We start from the raw sequence: 17,797 nt of genomic DNA on the forward strand, positions 1-17,797 counted from the left end.
AGCTCGACCCTGAAGAAGGCAAGGAAAGGCGTCCCGTGTACGAAGGCGTGGTTCAGGACCTCATCGACGAGTTGGGCAGGCTGCCCGGCGTCGGTCCCAAGAGCGCGCAGCGGATCGCCTTCCACATCCTTCAGGCGGAGCCGACGGACGTACGCCGTCTCGCGCACGCCCTGCTCGAAGTGAAGGACAAGGTCCGCTTCTGCGCGACCTGCGGAAACGTGGCGCAGGAAGAGCTCTGCAACATCTGCAGGGACCCCCGCCGCGACCCCTCGGTCATCTGCGTCGTGGAGGAACCCAAGGACGTGGTGGCGATCGAGCGCACCCGCGAGTTCCGCGGCAAGTACCACGTCCTGGGCGGCGCGATCAGCCCGATCGAGGGCGTAGGCCCGGACGACCTGCGCATACGAGAACTACTGGCCCGCCTGGCGGACGGCACCGTCACGGAACTGATCCTGGCCACGGACCCGAATCTGGAGGGCGAGGCCACGGCGACGTACCTCGCGCGCATGATCAAGCCCATGGGCCTGAAGGTCACCCGCCTGGCCAGCGGGCTCCCTGTCGGGGGAGATCTGGAATACGCGGACGAGGTCACTCTGGGCCGCGCCTTCGAGGGGAGACGACTCCTAGATGTCTAAGAACCAGCCTGAGAAGTCACCGAAGCCCGCCGACGCCACGGCGGAGCCGCCGGTCCTCCTGCACTCGGCCGCCCAGGACCCCGACTCCTTCGCGGTCCAGATCTCGGACCAGATCGAGAGCTTCATCGTGGCGGTGACGGAGGTCGCCAAGGGCGACGAGCCGGACTCGGCCGTCCCCTTCCTCCTCCTGGAGGTCTCCCAACTCCTCCTGGCCGGCGGCCGGCTGGGCGCGCACGAGGACATCGTCCCCGAGGAGCGCTACGAGCCGGACCTCGGCCCGGAGGGCGACGTGGACGACCTCCGCGAACGCCTCGCCCACCTCCTGGAGCCGGTGGACGTCTACTCCGAGGTCTTCGACCCCTACGAGCCCCGCAAGGCCCCCGTCCCGGCCCGCATCTCGGACGACCTGGCGGACGTGGTCGCGGACTTGAGCCACGGCCTGGCGCATTACCGTGCGGGCCGCACGACAGAGGCCCTGTGGTGGTGGCAGTTCTCGTACTTCTCCAACTGGGGCTCGACCGCCTCGGGCGCCCTGCGTGCCCTCCAGTCCCTGGTCGCCCACGTCCGCCTGAACCAGCCGCTGGAAGACCTGGACGGTCTGGACACGGACGAGGACCTGGCGGACGACGCGCTGGCGGAGGCGGCGGGCAAGGTCATGGCGGAGGAGATCGCCGGGCCACTGGGGCTGAGGACGGTCAAGTAGGTCAGGCAGTTCGAGTGAGCCCCAAATGGGCTTAGCTCAGGGCGAGTTGTGGGACGCGGCGATACGCTGCGTCCCACAACTGTTTACGCAGGCTTTCGGGGGTGCGGGGGCATGGCGGACGAGGCGTGGGCGGGCTTGGCCGAGGCGATCGGGGCGATCCGGGAGGAACTCCGGGAGGCGGCCGAGGCCGGCCGGGGCAAGGGGATCCAATTCCGCACGGGCCCGGTGGAGCTGGAGTTCACGGTCGACGTCAAGAAGGACGTCGAGGGCCGGGTGAAGGCGATGGTCCTCCCCTTCGGCGCGGAGGCGAAGGCGGGCAGGTCCAGCGGGGTCACGAACCGCATCAAGGTGACGCTTCAGCCGGTGGACCCGGAGACGGGGGAGGACAGCCGGATCGGGGAGCGCGGCCTTGATGAGCGGCCCAGGTAGCGGGCGGGGCGGGGCGGGGCGGAGGTCGTCCGATGGACGCGCGACGGATCGTGGAGATCTGGAACCCGGCGGGCCGGATGGCGGGTACGGGGTATCTGATTGCGGATCGCTTGGTACTGACGGCGTTCCACAACGCCGAGGGTGCACGTGAGTTAGAGGTACGCGGCCTTGATGCGACGGACGGCGGCGCCTGGTCCCCCGCCGAGCTGCTGTGGCCCGAGCGGGCGCCGGACTTGGAAGCCGAGCCCCAGGCGGACGCGGCGCTGCTGCGCGTGACGGACCCGGCGTGGACTGGTGTGCCGGGCGGGGAGGCCGTGCGCTGGGGCCGGATCGACGTGGAGGCGTCCCGCGCGGTGGGCTATCGCCGACTCCCGTGCCTGGGAGTGGGTTTCCCGCGCGCGGAGGTGCGGGACGCGGTCCGCGACACGAAGGAGATCCGCGGCCACGTAGAACTGCTGACCGGCATGAAGTCAGGGGGTGCCCTGATCACGGCGTACGTCGATGGGGTCGCCGCCCCGAGTAGGCCGGGGGAGGGGTCGCGCTGGTCGGGGGCGTCGGGGGCCGCGCTCTTCGCCAAGGGGCGCCTGATCGGCGTCATCACGACCGACCGGGCCCGGGATTACGTGGCGGATCAGCTGACGGCGGTTTCGGTGGCCTCACTGGCGGCGCGCCCGGGGTTCGCGATCACGGCGAAGGCGGCGGGGGCGGAACTGGTCCTGGAGGACGTCGCGGCGACGCCCGAAGCCGGGGCTGAACGCCCGCGCACGGCGTACGACATCGACGTACCCCGAGGCCTGAACAACCTCCCCGAGATCCCGTCCCCGGTGTTCGTCGGCCGGGAGGAGGCGCTGGCAGCGCTGGAGACGGCCCTCGCCGCAGACTCCCAGGCGATCACGCAGACCGTGCATGGTCTGGGCGGTGTCGGCAAGACGACGCTTGCACTGCACTACGCCCGCGATCACGCACGGGACTACAGCCTGGTGTGGTGGATTCGGTCGGACACTCCCGAGCTGATCGACGAGGGCTTGGCGGCGCTGACCGTCCGGCTCCGGGGAGAGGCGGCGTCTGCCTTGACTACGGAGCAGGCGGCCGATTGGGCGGTCGGGTGGCTTCAGACCCACCCGGGGTGGCTGCTGGTCTTCGACAACGCGGAGAGCCCGGAGGACGTCCACCCTCGAACCGGCCAACTCCACGACACCGGCCGCCATTTGATCACCACTCGCTTCCGGGGCGGCTGGGCGACCGACCCGATCGTGCTCCCGATCCTGGACGCGGACGCCTCGCTGGAACTCCTCGCCCGCCTGATAGGCGGAGTCGACGATGAAGAGCCCGAGGCCCGAGCCTTGGCGGACGACCTGGGCCACTTGCCCCTCGCCCTGGAACAGGCAGGCGCGTTCATCGCACAGGCGACGATCACCATCGCCGACTACCGATCTTTGCTGCACCAGTACCCGGACCGCGCGACGGACGCCGTACCCGGCGGCAAGGACCCGGCCCGCACGGTGGCCCGTATCTGGCGCATCACCCTGGACAGGCTCCAGGAACACGACCCCCGAGCCGTCGACGTACTGCGCATCGCCGCTTGGTACGCCCCCACAGACATCCCCCGCGACCTGTTCACCCCGCTGGCCGAGGACCCCGTCGACCTGGCCCAACTCCTCGGCCTGCTCGCGGACTACAACATGATCACTCTCGACCGCTCGGCGCTCGGCGTCCACAGGCTCGTCCAGTTGGTGGCCCGCACCCCGTCGGAGGAGGATCCTCACCGCGCGCCGGATCGGATCACGGCGGCCCGAGAGCAGGCCTCGGTTCTCCTGGGTCACGGGTTCCCGGGGGAGCCGGCACGAGATGTGGGCGGATGGCCCAGATGGAGAAGCCTCGTCGCGCACGTTGAAGCGCTCCTTGACGTCTGCGACCCGGCTGAGGACACAGCAGCCACCGACCTCGTACTGACAAATGCGGCGGACTATCTACTTGAGGAAGGGAAGGTGAGCCGGGCCACCGACTACTACCGCCGCTCGCTGGAGGTGGCCACGCGGGTGTTGGGTGAGGATCATCCGGACACGCTGATATCGCGGAACAACTTGGCGTACGCGTATGAGTCGGTGGGGGATGTGGGGCGTGCGGTGCCGTTGTACGAGCGGACGCTGGCTGACCGGGTGCGGGTGTTGGGTGAGGATCACCCGGACACGCTGATGTCGCGGAACAATCTGGCGCACGCGTATGTGTCGGTGGGGGATGTGGGGCGTGCGGTGCCGATGTTTGAGCGGTCGTTGGCTGATTGCGTGCGGGTGTTGGGTGAGGATCACCCGGACACGCTGATGTCGGGGGGCAACCTGGCGGGCGCGTATCAGTTGGCGGGGGATGTGGGGCGTGCGGTGCCGTTGTATGAGCGGACGCTGGCCGACTGCGTGCGGGTGTTGGGTGAGGATCATCCGGCCACGCTGATGTCGCGGAACAACTTGGCGTACGCGTATGAGTCGGTGGGGGATGTGGGGCGTGCGGTGCCGTTGTATGAGCGGACGCTGGCTGACCGGGTGCGGGTGTTGGGTGAGGATCATCCGGACACGCTGATGTCGCGGAACAACTTGGCGTACGCGTATGAGTCGGTGGGGGATGTGGGGCGTGCGGTGCCGTTGTACGAGCGGACGCTGGCTGACCGGGTGCGGGTGTTGGGTGAGGATCACCCGGACACGCTGACATCGCGGAACAACTTGGCGCACGCGTATGAGTCGGCGGGGGATGTGGGGCGTGCGGTGCCGATGTATGAGCGGACGCTGGCCGACTGCGTGCGAGTGTTGGGTGAGGAACACCCCAAAACAAGGCTCGTGCGTGAGAATCTCGCTTTCGCCCGCGAGGACGAAGCGAAGTGACCCCCGGCCCAGCAGCTACTGCCCGACAGCCTCAAGCAGCCGCCCCGGATCAACGTACGGAGCCGTAGGCGTCGGCTCCGAATACCACCGGAGCGGCCACGTATTGCCGGCCAGCGCCGGGATGCCGATGTACGTCACCGTGCGCCGCGTCCCGAAGCGTTGTACGCCGTGCGGCCACGTGTGGTCCCTGGCCGCGCCCGGAGCCACCAGGAAGTACATCCACCGGAAGCCGGTGGCCTCGCAGACGACGGGGCCCGCGTCGCCCTCCGTCTCGGCGATGAGCCGCGCGGCGACCTGTTCCCCGCGTACGCCCTGAATGCGGAGGGCGTCGAAGTGGACGCCGGACACCCGGAGTTGGTGCCCGGCCACTGGGACCCACTCGGGCCAGTGAATTGCGTTCGTCATGGTCACACGGTGCGGGGTGCGGGGCTACTCTCGGTAGTGACTCAGGGGGTACACGCCGGGGTGTATCCGTTGGAGGTGGCCGCTGTGTCCGTTCAGTACAACTCCGCGTCGGCGCCTGGTACCTGGCGGTACAGCGGTAACCAGCTGAAGCGCTGGCGCACGAAGGCCTGCGTCACGCGAGAGGAACTCGGCGCTGCCGCCAATTACGCTCCGGACACCATCAAGGCCATGGAGCAGGGCGTACGCATGCCGACGGCGCGGGTGCTCGATGCGGCTGATGAGTTGTGCCATGCGGGGGGTTTGCTGAGCGCCGCCAAGGACTACGTCAGGCGGGAGCCGTTTCCGGCGCGGGCTCAGGACTTCATGGCGTACGAAAGAGAGGCCATCACGCTGTGGTGGTACGAACCCCTGCTGATTCCAGGTCCGTTGCAGACGGAGGCGTTCGCGCGAAAGCTGATCGGAAACCACGTACCGCCCCTGGACGAGGAGACCATTGAGGAGCGCGTCGAGGCACGTCTGGAGCGGCAGGAAATTCACACCCGAAAGCCGCTGGTGTCCTGCAGCTACGTGGTGTTCGAGGCGGCGCTACGCAGTCCCTACGTGGACGCGGAGCAGTTGCAGCAGCTTGTGCAGGTGGGGAAGCGGAACAACGTGTTGATCCAGGTGCTCCCGTTCGGCCGGGCTATGGCTGCCGCCCTTCACGGCGAGATGGTGCTGTTGGAGACCCGGGATCGCGAACGCCTCGCTTACACGGAGGCGCCATCGATGAGCCAACTGACCGCTGAACTAGAGGTAGTGAGCGCACAGACCGAACGGCTTAGCCTGATCCGCAGCATGGCACTCGACCCGGTTGAGTCGACGCGCTTCATCGAGCGGATGGCGGGAGACCTGTGAACGACGAGCTGAAGTGGTTCAAGTCCAGCTATAGCGATTCCGAGGGCGGTGCCTGCGTAGAGATAGCAACCTGCCCCACCACCATCCACGTACGAGACTCCAAGCTCCCCCCAGAGCAGGGCCCCCGCCTCGCCCTCCCCCCAGCCGCCTGGTCCGCCTTCCTCGCGTACGCAATCCGCTAACGGAACGAAATAGGCGCCGATCGCAGAAAAGTCCCACCCACCAAGCCTGCTGACCTGCGCAAACGCGAACCCCCGGTGGGACTTTCTGCACCCCGAGCCCCGGGCCCCAAGCCCCGGGCTTCGAGCTCCTCCAAGGCTTTGGTTGGTCTGGTGGGAAATACCCAACCAACCAAAGCCATACGGAAGTTGAGCCTCCGTCACCCTCAAGAGTGACGTTCCGTAGTCAGCTTGCGCCGCAACGTAAAGCCGCTCTAGGTTCGCGGCAATAGAACGGCCTCGGCCGGTGCTACCAACACCGGGACCGAGGCCTAGTCCTACGGATCGACTGGAGCTCGACCGTGGCTTACTGCCACCCTAATCCCGTTCTGCCGTCCCCGTCCCACCCCATGGCCAAAACGGGCTACGGGAAGCGCCGAGCGGGTGACGAAGACCCGTACACCGAGGCTGATTTCGGGCATCTGTGCCCCCGCGACGCCGAACTCGCGACCTTCATCGACCACCTCGCCGACGGCTCCGCGATGGGCTACAAGGCGATCGCTGCCGCGCACCCCAAGTACGGCCAGCAGGCCGTCCGTACCTCGAACCGGCGCCTGGTCGAGGCGGGCCACCTCCGCTGGATCAAGGAACACCTCACCGCCGAGGACGACTCGATGCGCTGGGTGACCCGTACGTACTGGTCGCGTACGCGCAGGTCAGAGGCGTGGTGGGCCGAGTTCGTCCGTGAGCTGCACGGCATCGACGTAACGCACGAATACCACCCGGGACTTGCGCGAGCGGAACGACAGGAGCCGGAGGCCGAGGCCCTCGAACCCGAGCCCACCCCCGAACTCCAACCCGAGCCGGCCCCCGCCCCCAAGGCCGCCCCCAACCCCACCCCCGCCTACGCCACCCTCGCCCAACTCCGCGCCACCGACAGCCGGATGGCCCTCTCCGAAGTCGAGTTTCGAGCCCTCGAAGCCCTCGCAGCCAAGTGGCTGGAACGTGGCGCGACCCCACAGGCCCTCACCGAAGCCCTGACCGCAGGGCTGCCGCCCACGGTCACCAACCCGGGCGGCCTCGCCCGTACCCGACTGGAGAACAAGATGCCCCCCAAGCCCCCGGCCAAGACCCGCCTCCGCGCCCGCGTAACCCGCGCCGTCATGATCTGCGGACTCTGCGAAGAGCCCGCGACCTCCACGGAATTGATCAAGGGAATCTGCGCCGAATGCAGAGCCGACACCGAACCCTGCGGCTGCGAGCAATGCACGGCGGAGGCGGCGGAGGAAGCGGCAGCCGAGGCCCTCCGAACCATCCCGGACACGTTCCTGGCAAGGCCCCGCACCCCCGATCCCCGCCCCCCGGCGGAGCCGGAAGTCGTCGACGTAACCGAACGAGTCGCCGAACTGCGCCGTGCGGCGGGCCTCGCCCCGAAGCCCCGCTGAACCGGGCGCCAAATGCCCCGGGCCCCGCACAACCGCAAGGCCCGCAACCCGAAGGAGACCTATCGTGAAGGAGAACCCCGTGACACGTCCCGTGGAGAGTGAGCCGGACATGGCCCGCAACGTCACCATTGAGATGGACGAAGGCTTCCTCGCCGACCTGCGCAAGGTGTTCGACGTGGAGACGGACGAAGAAGCGGTGCGCGAGGCTGCCATGCGCCTGGCGATGTACGTACGCCGTCAGGAGTTCATCGACGACATCAAGTCGGGTGAGATCGACCTGCAGTACGACGTGCGGAACGAGCACGGTGCGAACGAGCACGGCGAGGGGGCCTCGGCGGCATGAGCGAGCGCGAGCGATACCTCATCGACAAGTCCGCGCTCGCCCGCTGGGGACAGCCCGCCGTCGCGGAAGTGCTCGACCAGCTCCACCGGCGTGGACTGCTGTGCATTACGGGTGTCGTCCACATCGAGTCGATGTACTCGGCACGTGACGGGAGGGACGCGGAGCGGCTGACGCACTTGCTGCGCAGCTTCGACTATCTGCCCTGCCCGGACGAGGTGTGGGACACGGCGATCGAGACCCAGGACAAGGCGGTGGAGAAGGGCAACCACCGGGCCTTCTCCACCGCGGACCTGGTGATCGCAGCCACCGCCCAACGCCACCGCGCAACCGTCCTCCACTACGACGAGGACTACGACCAGATCGCCGAGCTCACGGAGTACGCCAGCCGCTGGGTGATCGACCGGGGTGCGGCGGACGCGACAGCCGCAGGCTGAGGCGACCCCGAGGGGAGGGTCGCAGCCCCGCTCCCCCCAACCGGCAGGTTGTGACCCACCCCACTTTCCGGAGTGCCCCACTCCACAGCGGGCATGTGACCGTCCGAGCGGTCGGAACGTACCTCCCGAGCAGCGGGAGCGTATGCCCGGCAATGATCACGTAGTGAGCGGGACATCTCACCATGTGATATTGGCGAGGCGAATTTCGGCCGCTCGTTAGACTGAGCCGACCGCAGCATGCGGTAAAGGACGGACTGAGCGAGGAGCGCACGTGAGCCTTGTCGTGCAGAAGTACGGAGGCTCCTCCGTAGCCGATGCCGAGGGCATCAAGCGGGTCGCCAAGAGGATTGTCGACGCCAAGAAGAACGGCCATCAGGTCGTTGTCGTGGTGTCCGCCATGGGTGACACGACGGATGAGTTGATCGATCTTGCCGGGCAGGTTTCACCGATTCCTGCCGGGCGTGAATTCGACATGCTACTGACCGCCGGAGAGCGGATCTCCATGGCATTGCTCGCCATGGCGATCAAAAACCTGGGCCACGCCGCCCAGTCGTTCACGGGCAGCCAGGCCGGTGTCATCACCGACTCCGTCCACAACAAAGCGCGGATCATTGACGTGACCCCTGGGCGCATCCGGGACTCCATCGACGAGGGCAACATCGCCATCGTCGCGGGCTTCCAGGGTGTCAGCCAGGAGGGCAAGAACATCACCACGCTCGGCCGTGGTGGGTCGGACACGACCGCTGTCGCCCTCGCCGCCGCGCTCGACGCCGAGGTCTGCGAGATCTACACCGACGTCGACGGTGTCTTCACCGCCGACCCGCGGGTCGTGAAGAAGGCCCGGAAGATCGACTGGATCTCGTTCGAGGACATGCTGGAGCTTGCCAGCTCCGGGTCCAAGGTGCTGCTCCACCGCTGTGTGGAGTACGCCCGCCGTTACAACATCCCGATCCACGTGCGATCGTCCTTCTCGGGGCTGCAGGGCACATGGGTCAGCAACGAACCGCAAGGGGACCGCAAGGTGGAGCAGGCCATCATCTCCGGTGTCGCGCACGACACGTCGGAGGCCAAGATCACGGTCGTCGGCGTCCCGGACAAGCCGGGCGAGGCCGCCTCGATCTTCCGCGCCATCGCGGACGCCGAGGTCAACATCGACATGGTCGTGCAGAATGTCTCGGCCGCCTCGACCGGTCTGACCGACATCTCCTTCACCCTGCCCAAGGCCGAGGGCCGCAAGGCCATCGACGCCCTGGAGAAGACCCGCTCCGCCATCGGGTTCGACTCTCTTCGGTACGACGACCAGATCGCGAAGATCTCGCTGGTCGGCGCGGGCATGAAGACCAACCCCGGCGTCACCGCCGCCTTCTTCGAGGCGCTCAGCGACGCGGGCGTGAACATCGAGCTGATCTCGACCTCCGAGATCCGCATCTCGGTCGTGACCCGTGCCGACGACGTGAACGAGTCGGTGCGCGCCGTGCACACCGCCTTCGGGCTCGACTCGGACACCGACGAGGCCGTGGTCTATGGGGGCACCGGCCGATGACCCGTAAGCCGACGCTCGCGGTCGTCGGAGCGACCGGGGCCGTCGGCACGGTCATGCTCCAGATCCTGTCGCAGCACGCCGACATCTGGGGCGAGATCCGACTCGTCGCCTCGCCGCGCTCGGCCGGCCGCAAGGTCGCCGTGCGCGGTGAGGAGGTCGAGGTCGTCGCGCTGGGCGAGGACGTCTTCGACGGTGTTGATGTGGCGATGTTCGACGTGCCTGACGACGTCAGCGCGCAGTGGGCGCCGCTCGCCGCCTCCAAGGGCGTCGTCGTGGTCGACAACTCCGCCGCCTTCCGGATGGACGCGGACGTTCCGCTCGTCGTCCCGGAGGTCAATCCGCATGCCGCGCGCGTCCGCCCGCGCGGCATCGTCGCCAACCCGAACTGCACCACTCTGTCGATGATCGTCGCCATTGGCGCGCTGCATGCCGAATTCGGGCTGCGCGAGCTGATCGTCTCCTCGTACCAGGCCGTGAGCGGTGCGGGGCGGGACGGCGTGGACACGCTGCGGCGGCAGCTTTCGCTGGTGGCGGGCTCGGAGCTGGGCACCAGCCCCGGTGACGTACGACGGGCCGTCGGGGACGACACCGGGCCCTTCCCGGAGCCCGTGGCGCTGAACGTGGTGCCGTGGGCCGGGTCGCTTCGGGAGGACGGCTGGTCCTCCGAGGAGATGAAGGTGCGGGACGAGTCCCGCAAGATCCTGGGTCTGCCCGACCTGAAGGTCGCCGTCACGTGCGTACGCGTTCCGGTCGTCACGACGCACTCGCTGACCGTCCACGCCCGCTTCGAGGACGAGGTCACCGTGGACCGCGCGCGCGAGATCCTCGCGACCGCTCCGGGTGTCGTGCTCTTCGACAATCCGGCGGCCGGGGAGTTCCCGACGCCCGCCGACGTGGTCGGCACCGATCCCACCTGGGTGGGCCGGGTGCGGCGCTCGCTGGACGATCCGACCGCTCTTGAGCTGTTTGTCTGCGGGGACAATCTGCGCAAGGGGGCCGCATTGAACACGGCGCAGATCGCGGAGCTGGTGGCGGCCGAGTTCACCGGGCGGTAGCCCCGAGGGGCCCTGGGGGCGAATCCCGAGGGCCTCTGGAGGCCAATCCTGAGGGTCCCTGGAGGCGAATCCTGAGGGTCCCTGGAGGCGAATCCTGAGGGTGCCCGGAGGCGAATCCTTAGGGTCCCTGAAGGTATCTGGCGGTCCCCGAAGCGGAAGTCCTTGTGGGATCTGTGTAAGTTCTGTGTCCAACTTGGTGGCCAGGGCCGCTTGAACTGGACCATCGCCGCGTTCGAAGATTCGCCCCCGTCCACTGCAACCGGCAGCAGGGCGGGGCGCGTCTCTGTGATCGCCCTCCAGGGGGCGGCCTGAAGCGCTGCAAACAATGGGGCATAGGGGAAGAGCTGGTACGCATGGGGGCATTCGATGCTTCGTCACCGTCGCCGGAGGCGGTGCCTGCCGCAAACGCACTGCGCGATGCGTACAACCCTCAGGGGGGTAAGCGTGTCCAACAGGCGTGGCAGAGGTACTCGACTTCACAGCGGTACAGGCGAGGGGCGTGGCCCTGCGCCCGCCGCGCCGTCCCCGCGCGCCCGGCGGCATGCCGGTGATCGCGCCCATGCCCACCACGCGGTCAGCCCGCATCCCGACTCAGCGCGAGGGCGCTGACGAGACGATGAGCGCGGGCACCACAGTCGACCACCTGACCGAGACCTATCGCGCCCACTACAGGTCGCTGCTCGGCCTGGCGGCACTGCTCCTCGACGACACGGCGTCCTGCGAGGACGTGGTGCAGGAGGCGTTCATCCGGGTGCACTCGGCGCGTAAACGCGTCCGCGACCCGGAGAAGACCCTGGCCTACCTCCGCCAGACGGTCGTGAACCTCTCGCGGTCCGCGCTGCGACGCCGGATCCTCGGGCTGAAGCTGCTCTCCAAGCCGATGCCTGACATGGCGAGCGCGGAGGAGGGCGCGTACGACCTCCTGGAGCGGGACGAGCTGATCAAGGCGATGCGGGGCCTGCAGCGCCGCCAGCGCGAGGTCCTCGTCCTGCGGTACTTCGCGGACATGACCGAGGCGCAGGTCGCCGAGACCTTGGGCATATCGCTGGGCTCGGTGAAGGCGTACGGTTCGCGCGGGATCGCGGCTCTCCGGATCGCCATGGAGGCCCCGGCATGAGCAAGCATGAGTACGGGCGAGAGCACGAAGAGAACGCCGAGTTTGAGCAGCATGCTGGGGACGGAACTGTGAACCACGGCCAGGGCCAGGGCGAGGAATCGACCGGACCGAAGGCGGGGACCGGTACTGACGCGGACGCTGGCACGGACGCGGGTGCTGCTGACGGTGACGGCTTCGGGTCGGACGAGCTGGCCCTGCGGCGGATGATGCGGCAGGCCGTCCAGGAGATCGAGCCGAACGACAAGGCGCTCGAGCGTCTTCGGTACGCGGTCCCGGCCCGCCGCGCGCGCAAGCGCCAGGCCGTGGTCGGCATGGCGGCTGCCGCGCTCTTCATCGGTACGGCCATTCCGGCTCTGGTTCATGTCACGAACTCCTCGGGCGGCTCGGACGACCGCCCGTCGATCGCGGGCAACAGCGAGCAGACGCAGGGCGGTTCGAGCGAGGGCAAGGGTCCGGACGGGGGCGAGAAGGGCGAGGGCGGCGATTCCGGCCCCTCCAAGTCCAAGGACAAGAAGGACAAGAAAGACAAGAAGGGCGACAAGGAGAAGGGCGAGGCCAGCGGCGGCGCGACCGGCGGCCCCGATCCGGAGGGCACGGCGTCCACGGACGCCCCGGCCTGCGCGATCGACCAGCTCGGCAACGCGTCGGGCAGCGCCGGGACGGCCGAGGCGGACGGCAAGGTGTACGGCTCCTTCCGCGTCGCCAACATCTCCGGCAGCAGCTGCACGGTCAGCGCGGCGGGCAGTGTCTCGACGTCGGTGGCGGGCGCGGCCGACGACGCGAAGATCAACGTCACGGATCATGTCGCGGGCGACGCGGCGACGGCCCTGCCGGACCCGGCGCAGGCGGTCAGCCAGCTGGTCCTCAAGCCCGGCGAGGCGTACGAGGTGCGGTTCGCCTGGGTCCCCTCGGAGTCCTGCCCCACGGACGGTGGCGGCGGCGACCCCACCCCCGACCCCTCCCCGACGGAGGGCAACGGCGGCGGTGCGGGCGGCACGGACGGCGGCACCCCGGGCGGCGCGGAACCCCAGATGGTCCGCGAGGACGGCGGTGTCCTGGAGGGCAGCGTGACGGTGTCCCTCACGGCAGCGGCGGGTGCGCCCACGACGGGCACGACGATCAGCAACGCGTGCGCGGGAACGATCTACAGGACGGGCATGCTGTCGGCGTCGTAACGGTCGGGTGCCCACCCGCGCACCCGATGACGCCGAGAGTCTTTTCAGCCCGTCCGGCGTTTGAGGACGAACTCGACGGAGCCGGTGATGGCGGCCGCTGCAAGACCGGCGGCAGCCGGAACCTTCGGGAAGGGGCGGGGTCGGGGAAAGGGAAACGCCCTACGCCCTAGCCCCTACGCCCCGCGCGCAGCCCCGGCCTCAGCCTCAGCCCCAGCCCCCGCATCCACATCCGCATCCGCACCCGGACCCTCCGGCAACAACCCGAGCTCCGCATCCCGCGCGAACTCCCGCTCCCGCCGAAACAGCCGGAACCACATGAAGACGACGAACCCCGCGAAGACAAACCACTCCCCGGTGTAACCGAGGTTCTGGAACGCCTTCAGATCGAGCCCGGAGTTGTCCGGCGCCACAGCCGGCACCGCCTTCATCCCCGAGTCACCCTCATCCAGGGTCACCCACGCGTCGTACACAGCCCCCGGAACGAGATTCACCAGGGACGCCGCACTGATCGCCCCCAGCTGCCCCTCAGGCAACCCCCCAGCCGCACTGACCCCATTGGACCCAGGGTTCTCGGAGGCCTGAAGCGCCCCCGTAACGGTGACCTCCCCGCGAGGCGCCGCAGGCACGGAGCCACTGCCCGCCTTCCCCGGCAACCACCCCCGGACAACCGGAAGCTCCTTGCCACTGTCAGTACGCAGCAGCGTCAGCACATAGAACCCGGACTTGTCGTCCAACTTCCGGTCCGGCACGAGCAGTTGCTTCCCGTACCGCCCCGTCGCCGACACCCGCTCCCCGGACGTCTCCTTGTCGACGGGAAGCAGCGACTCCAGCGGCCGGGCATCAGCCTCGGTACGCGCCGGCGAGGCCTGCCGATCCGCCTGCTCCTGCGCGGACTCATGCGCCTCGACCCGGTCCTCGAACCGCCCCAGCTGCCACGAGCCCATGAAGATGCAGACGGGGATGGCCAGCAGGACGAAGACGTTGATCCCCCACCAGCGGGGCGTCAGCAGGAACCGGTACACACCCCCACGGTACGGGGCGCCCTCAGGGAGCCCCGCCCGGGGGTTGGCGACGCCGCGCCCGCCGCGCACCCCGCGCCCGCCGCGCACCCCACGCACCCCCCGCACACCCCTCCCGGCCACCGCAGGCCCCGCCTACCGCAGGTACCGCGCCGCGAAGTCCAGCTCCAACCGCACCTGCTTGATCCGCTCGTCCACGACCAGCGAGCCGTGCCCCGCGTCGTACCGGTACACCTCGTGCACCGCGTCCCGCGCCTTCAGCCGGTCCACGTAGTTGTCGATCTGGCGGATCGGGCACCGCGGGTCGTTGACCCCCGCCGAGATGTAGACCGGCGCCTTCACCGCGTCCACGTAGGTGAGCGGAGACGACGCCTCGAAGCGCTCGGGCACCTCCTCGGGCGTACCCCCGAGCAGCGTGCGGTCCATCGCCTTCAGGGCCTCCATCTCGTCGCCGTACGCCGTCACGTAGTCCGCGACCGGCACCGCCGCCAGCCCCACCGCCCACACGTCGGGCTGCGTGCCGAGGCCGAGCAGCGTGAGGTACCCGCCCCAGGAACCGCCGGCCAGGACGATCCGCTCCGGGTCCGCGAGCCCGGACGTCACGGCCCACTCCCGCACCGCCGCGATGTCCTCCAGCTCGATCAGCCCGACCCGGTGCTTGAGCGCGTCCGTCCACGCACGGCCGTACCCCGTCGAACCGCGGTAGTTGACCCGCACCACCGCGTACCCGTGGTCCACCCAGGCCGCCGGGCCCGCGGCGAACGCGTCGCTGTCGTGCCACGTCGGCCCGCCGTGGATCTCGAACACGGTCGGCAGCGGGCCGCTCGTGCCCTCCGGCTTCTGTACGAGGGCGTGGATCCGCCCGCCGGGCCCCTCCACCCAGACGTCCTCGACCGGCACGGACGCCGGAGCCTTCATCCCCGGCGGGTCGAGCACGATGCCGCCCGCCGTGGACCGCACCACCGGCGGCTCGGCCGCCGACGACCACAGGTACTCCACGCTGCCGTCGGGCCGCGCCGTCGCCCCCGACACCGACCCCGCGGGCGTCTGGACCCGGACAAGGTCACCCGTCGCGAACCCATACCGGAACAGCTCGCTGCGGGCCTCGAAGCTGTGCGCGACCAGCAGCGCCGATCCGTCCGGATACCACTCCGCGCTCACGTCCCCCGGCAGGTCGAACGCCAGGTCCGTCTCCTCGCCGGAGGCGACGTCCCACACCATCGGCTCCCAGCGCCCCCGCCGCTGATGCCCGACGAGCAGCCGCGTGTCCCCGTCGACCGGCGCGAAGCCGAGCACCTCAAGACCCAGCTCGACCGTGCCGCCCTCGGTGTCGTCGAGCTCGGCGACCGTGGAGCCGTCGGGCCTGACCACCCGCAGGGCGGAGTGCATCGCGTCACCGTGCTCCGTGTGCTCCATCGCGATGAGCGAACCGTCGTAGGAGAGATCGCCGACGCCGGCGGACTCCCGGTGCCGGTAGATCTCCACGGGGTCCGCGCCCGGCGCGGGCACGACGTGGATCGTCGAACCGTCCTCGTCCGTGGAGCGCCCGACGACGGACATCCGCCCGTCCCGCGCGAGCGCGAGCCCCGCCGGATAGGACGCCTCCAGACCCGGCACCGCGGGCTCGTCGGCACCGCCCGCGAAGGGCTGGCGCAGCCACACGCCGAACTCGTCGCCGTCCGTGTCGCTGAACCACCAGATCCACTCGCCGTCCGGCGAGAGCACGCCGTCCGTCGTGCCGTTCGGCCGGTCCGTCACCTGGCGCTGCCCGCCGGTCTCGCGGTCCCACGCGTACAGCTCGTACGTCCCCGTCGCGTTCGACACGAACAGGGAGCGGCTCGGCGCCTCCTCGGCCCAGTCGGGCAGGGAGACCCGCGGCGCCCGGAACCGCTTCTCCCAGTCCGCCATCGCACCGTCCCCCACACCCGAGCCGGAACCGTCCCCCACACCCGAGCCGGAACCTGCCGCCGCTGCCGAACCCGAACCCGCTGCCGCACCCGCACCCGCACCCAAATCGCTCATGGCCCCCATAGTGCACGCCCCCGCCGACAATCCGCTGGCGAGGGTCCCCAGCCTGTGGATAACTTTTCGCCATGTACTCCCCGACCCCCGCCGACTGGCGCGAGGCCAACCGAAGACGCTGGGACGAACGCGTCCCTCTCCACATGGCCAGCGACTACTACGACCTGGAATCCTTCCGCTCCGGCAAGGACCCGCTGCGCGACTTCGAGCTGGCTGAGGTCGGCGACGTCACCGGGCGCTCGCTGCTCCACCTGCAGTGCCACATCGGCCTCGACACCCTGTCCTGGGCCCGGCACGGCGCCTCCCGCGTCGTCGGCCTCGACTTCTCCGAGCCCGCCGTCGAAGCGGCCCGCGACCTCGCCGCCGATCTCGGCCTCGGCGCGGACCGGGCGTCGTTCGTCGCCGCCGACGTGTACGACGCGGCCGCCGCGGTGCCGGATTCGTCGTACGACATCGTCTACACGGGAGTGGGCGCACTGTGCTGGCTCCCCGACATCCAGCGCTGGGCCGAGACCGCGGCCGCGCTCGTGAAGCCCGGCGGCTTCCTCTACCTCGCGGAATTCCATCCGCTCACGGACGTCCTGGACGACGCCACGGGCTCCCGGATCGAGTACGACTACTTCGCCGACGACGCCTGGGTCGACGAGACCCCCGGCGGGTACGCGGACGTGACCACGCCCACGGTCCACAACCGCAGCGTGGAGTGGCAGCACCCGATCGGCGAGGTCGTCACGGCGCTCGCGTCGGCGGGCCTGCGCATCGACTTCCTCCACGAGCACGACAGCACCCTCTTCGAGCGCTTCGGCACGCTGGAACTCCGCGACGGCACGTACCGCTTCCCGGCGTCCCGCCCCCGGATCCCCCTCATGTACTCCTTGAAGGCGTCCCGCGCCTGAGGCCTGAGGCCTGAGGCCTGAGGCTCGGGCTGCGGGGCGGCTTACGGCGTCATCGCGGCGGGAGCCGGCCGCATCCACCCCTCACGGGCCGACTGATCGGCAGGGCCGAACTCCCCGAGTTTCGTCCAGCCCCAGGAGCGCAGCACCTCACGCCCCAGCTCGTCGTCGCGGCCGATCACCGCGACGACGAGCTCCGCCGCGTGCCGGGTCAGCAGCAGCGTACGAAGGCGATTCGACACCCCCTGCCGCCTGAAGGCGGGGACCACCATCAGCTCGGTCAGCAGAAAGACCCTCCCGGAGGCGGTGCGTTCCTCGACCTCCGGCGGCAGGATGCCGCGAAAGCCCTGCCACCAGTCTCCGGAGCGCTCGGCGCGATATCCGTAGAGACATCCGACAAGGCCCCCGGAGTCGGCGACGACCATGTCGAAGTCGGGCCGCTGCACGGTGCTCTCGAAGCGGCTCAGGAACACCTGCCGGTCGGCGTACTCGGCGCCGACGGGCCCTGCATAGGCCTCTACGTAGACATCGGCCACCGCTTCCCGCTGCTGTTCCGCCTGCCACCGAGACAGCCGCCGCAAGAAAACCTCAGCCATCTGCGCCTCCCGCCCGCCCCCACCGAGGACACGCCTCGACACCCCTGGACTCCGCATG

General features: G+C 69.4%; 18 protein-coding genes. 14 read left to right on the plus strand and 4 right to left on the minus strand.

Annotated elements, in window-relative coordinates; all coding sequences use genetic code 11:
* Positions 1-35 precede the first annotated feature (35 nt).
* The 4 genes from recR (at position 36) to fxsT (ending at position 4,640) form a co-directional block, all read left to right on the plus strand.
* Complete coding sequence (gene recR, locus ACIBKX_RS23350; protein WP_055569715.1) at positions 36-635, plus strand: recombination mediator RecR; 600 nt, start codon at positions 36-38, stop codon at positions 633-635.
* Positions 628-1,338 (plus strand): DUF5063 domain-containing protein, encoded by a 711-nt coding sequence (locus ACIBKX_RS23355; RefSeq protein ID WP_363273812.1) that lies wholly within the window; start codon positions 628-630, stop codon positions 1,336-1,338. Before recR ends, ACIBKX_RS23355 begins: the two co-directional genes overlap by 8 nt.
* A gap of 111 nt (positions 1,339-1,449) precedes the next feature.
* On the plus strand, positions 1,450-1,767 hold the full coding sequence (locus tag ACIBKX_RS23360; RefSeq protein WP_363273811.1) for a trypco2 family protein: 318 nt from the start codon (positions 1,450-1,452) through the stop codon (positions 1,765-1,767).
* A gap of 32 nt (positions 1,768-1,799) precedes the next feature.
* Complete coding sequence (gene fxsT, locus ACIBKX_RS23365) at positions 1,800-4,640, plus strand: FxSxx-COOH system tetratricopeptide repeat protein (RefSeq protein ID WP_363273809.1); 2,841 nt, start codon at positions 1,800-1,802, stop codon at positions 4,638-4,640.
* A 15-nt stretch (positions 4,641-4,655) separates the two neighbouring features.
* Here the strand turns inward: fxsT and ACIBKX_RS23370 are convergent, their stop codons facing one another.
* Positions 4,656-5,045, minus strand: a complete 390-nt coding sequence (locus ACIBKX_RS23370) for a hypothetical protein (RefSeq protein WP_363273808.1) — start codon at positions 5,043-5,045, stop codon at positions 4,656-4,658.
* Between the two features lie 84 nt (positions 5,046-5,129).
* Here ACIBKX_RS23370 and ACIBKX_RS23375 point away from each other — a divergent pair, with 84 nt between their 5' ends.
* From ACIBKX_RS23375 to ACIBKX_RS23415, 9 genes are all read left to right on the plus strand, one after another.
* Complete coding sequence (locus ACIBKX_RS23375; protein ID WP_363273807.1) at positions 5,130-5,939, plus strand: helix-turn-helix transcriptional regulator; 810 nt, start codon at positions 5,130-5,132, stop codon at positions 5,937-5,939.
* Positions 5,936-6,121, plus strand: a complete 186-nt coding sequence (locus ACIBKX_RS23380; RefSeq protein WP_363273806.1) for a DUF397 domain-containing protein — start codon at positions 5,936-5,938, stop codon at positions 6,119-6,121. The genes ACIBKX_RS23375 and ACIBKX_RS23380 overlap by 4 nt, the downstream gene beginning before the upstream one ends.
* A 386-nt stretch (positions 6,122-6,507) precedes the next feature.
* Positions 6,508-7,542 (plus strand): hypothetical protein, encoded by a 1,035-nt coding sequence (locus tag ACIBKX_RS23385; RefSeq protein WP_363273805.1) that lies wholly within the window; start codon positions 6,508-6,510, stop codon positions 7,540-7,542.
* 64 nt (positions 7,543-7,606) lie between these two features.
* Positions 7,607-7,885, plus strand: a complete 279-nt coding sequence (locus ACIBKX_RS23390) for a type II toxin-antitoxin system VapB family antitoxin (protein WP_363273804.1) — start codon at positions 7,607-7,609, stop codon at positions 7,883-7,885.
* Positions 7,882-8,319: a PIN domain nuclease gene (locus ACIBKX_RS23395; RefSeq protein ID WP_363273802.1), complete on the plus strand. Its 438-nt coding sequence runs from the start codon at positions 7,882-7,884 to the stop codon at positions 8,317-8,319. The genes ACIBKX_RS23390 and ACIBKX_RS23395 overlap by 4 nt, the downstream gene beginning before the upstream one ends.
* Positions 8,320-8,590: 271 nt before the next feature.
* A complete protein-coding gene (locus ACIBKX_RS23400; RefSeq protein WP_363273801.1) occupies positions 8,591-9,862 on the plus strand; it encodes an aspartate kinase in 1,272 nt (423 codons plus the stop codon).
* Positions 9,859-10,917, plus strand: a complete 1,059-nt coding sequence (locus ACIBKX_RS23405; RefSeq protein ID WP_363273800.1) for an aspartate-semialdehyde dehydrogenase — start codon at positions 9,859-9,861, stop codon at positions 10,915-10,917. The genes ACIBKX_RS23400 and ACIBKX_RS23405 overlap by 4 nt, the downstream gene beginning before the upstream one ends.
* 457 nt (positions 10,918-11,374) lie before the next feature.
* Positions 11,375-12,034 carry a SigE family RNA polymerase sigma factor gene (locus tag ACIBKX_RS23410; RefSeq protein ID WP_363273798.1) on the plus strand — a complete coding sequence of 220 codons (660 nt, stop codon included), beginning with the start codon at positions 11,375-11,377 and terminating at the stop codon, positions 12,032-12,034.
* Positions 12,031-13,209 (plus strand): hypothetical protein, encoded by a 1,179-nt coding sequence (locus ACIBKX_RS23415; protein WP_363273797.1) that lies wholly within the window; start codon positions 12,031-12,033, stop codon positions 13,207-13,209. The genes ACIBKX_RS23410 and ACIBKX_RS23415 overlap by 4 nt, the downstream gene beginning before the upstream one ends.
* Positions 13,210-13,382: 173 nt before the next feature.
* Here ACIBKX_RS23415 and ACIBKX_RS23420 read toward each other — a convergent pair whose 3' ends face one another.
* Entirely contained in the window at positions 13,383-14,231 is an 849-nt protein-coding gene (locus ACIBKX_RS23420) for an SURF1 family protein (RefSeq protein WP_363273796.1), read from the minus strand.
* A 132-nt stretch (positions 14,232-14,363) separates the two neighbouring features.
* Entirely contained in the window at positions 14,364-16,136 is a 1,773-nt protein-coding gene (locus tag ACIBKX_RS23425) for a prolyl oligopeptidase family serine peptidase (RefSeq protein ID WP_363273850.1), read from the minus strand.
* 185 nt (positions 16,137-16,321) lie between these two features.
* On the opposite strand from ACIBKX_RS23425, the gene ACIBKX_RS23430 reads away from it, so the two are divergent.
* Positions 16,322-17,146, plus strand: a complete 825-nt coding sequence (locus tag ACIBKX_RS23430) for a class I SAM-dependent methyltransferase (RefSeq protein ID WP_363273795.1) — start codon at positions 16,322-16,324, stop codon at positions 17,144-17,146.
* Between the two features lie 41 nt (positions 17,147-17,187).
* Here ACIBKX_RS23430 and ACIBKX_RS23435 read toward each other — a convergent pair whose 3' ends face one another.
* Entirely contained in the window at positions 17,188-17,739 is a 552-nt protein-coding gene (locus tag ACIBKX_RS23435) for a hypothetical protein (RefSeq protein ID WP_363273794.1), read from the minus strand.
* Positions 17,740-17,797 lie beyond the last annotated feature (58 nt).

The organism is Streptomyces sp. NPDC050658 (genome assembly GCF_044457025.1).
In the GTDB taxonomy this organism is placed as follows: Bacteria; Actinomycetota; Actinomycetes; order Streptomycetales; family Streptomycetaceae; genus Streptomyces.

Bases quoted from the DNA above. Each gene is read 5' to 3' on its own strand.
- ACIBKX_RS23355 (WP_363273812.1), top strand. From the start codon at position 628: ATGTCTAAGAACCAGCCTGAGAAGTCACCGAAGCCCGCCGACGCCACG.
- ACIBKX_RS23360 (WP_363273811.1), top strand. From the start codon at position 1,450: ATGGCGGACGAGGCGTGGGCGGGCTTGGCCGAGGCGATCGGGGCGATC.
- fxsT (WP_363273809.1), top strand. From the start codon at position 1,800: ATGGACGCGCGACGGATCGTGGAGATCTGGAACCCGGCGGGCCGGATG.
- ACIBKX_RS23370 (WP_363273808.1), bottom strand. From the start codon at position 5,045: ATGACGAACGCAATTCACTGGCCCGAGTGGGTCCCAGTGGCCGGGCAC.
- ACIBKX_RS23385 (WP_363273805.1), top strand. From the start codon at position 6,508: ATGGCCAAAACGGGCTACGGGAAGCGCCGAGCGGGTGACGAAGACCCG.
- ACIBKX_RS23395 (WP_363273802.1), top strand. From the start codon at position 7,882: ATGAGCGAGCGCGAGCGATACCTCATCGACAAGTCCGCGCTCGCCCGC.
- ACIBKX_RS23405 (WP_363273800.1), top strand. From the start codon at position 9,859: ATGACCCGTAAGCCGACGCTCGCGGTCGTCGGAGCGACCGGGGCCGTC.
- ACIBKX_RS23415 (WP_363273797.1), top strand. From the start codon at position 12,031: ATGAGCAAGCATGAGTACGGGCGAGAGCACGAAGAGAACGCCGAGTTT.
- ACIBKX_RS23425 (WP_363273850.1), bottom strand. From the start codon at position 16,136: ATGGCGGACTGGGAGAAGCGGTTCCGGGCGCCGCGGGTCTCCCTGCCC.
- ACIBKX_RS23430 (WP_363273795.1), top strand. From the start codon at position 16,322: ATGTACTCCCCGACCCCCGCCGACTGGCGCGAGGCCAACCGAAGACGC.
- ACIBKX_RS23435 (WP_363273794.1), bottom strand. From the start codon at position 17,739: ATGGCTGAGGTTTTCTTGCGGCGGCTGTCTCGGTGGCAGGCGGAACAG.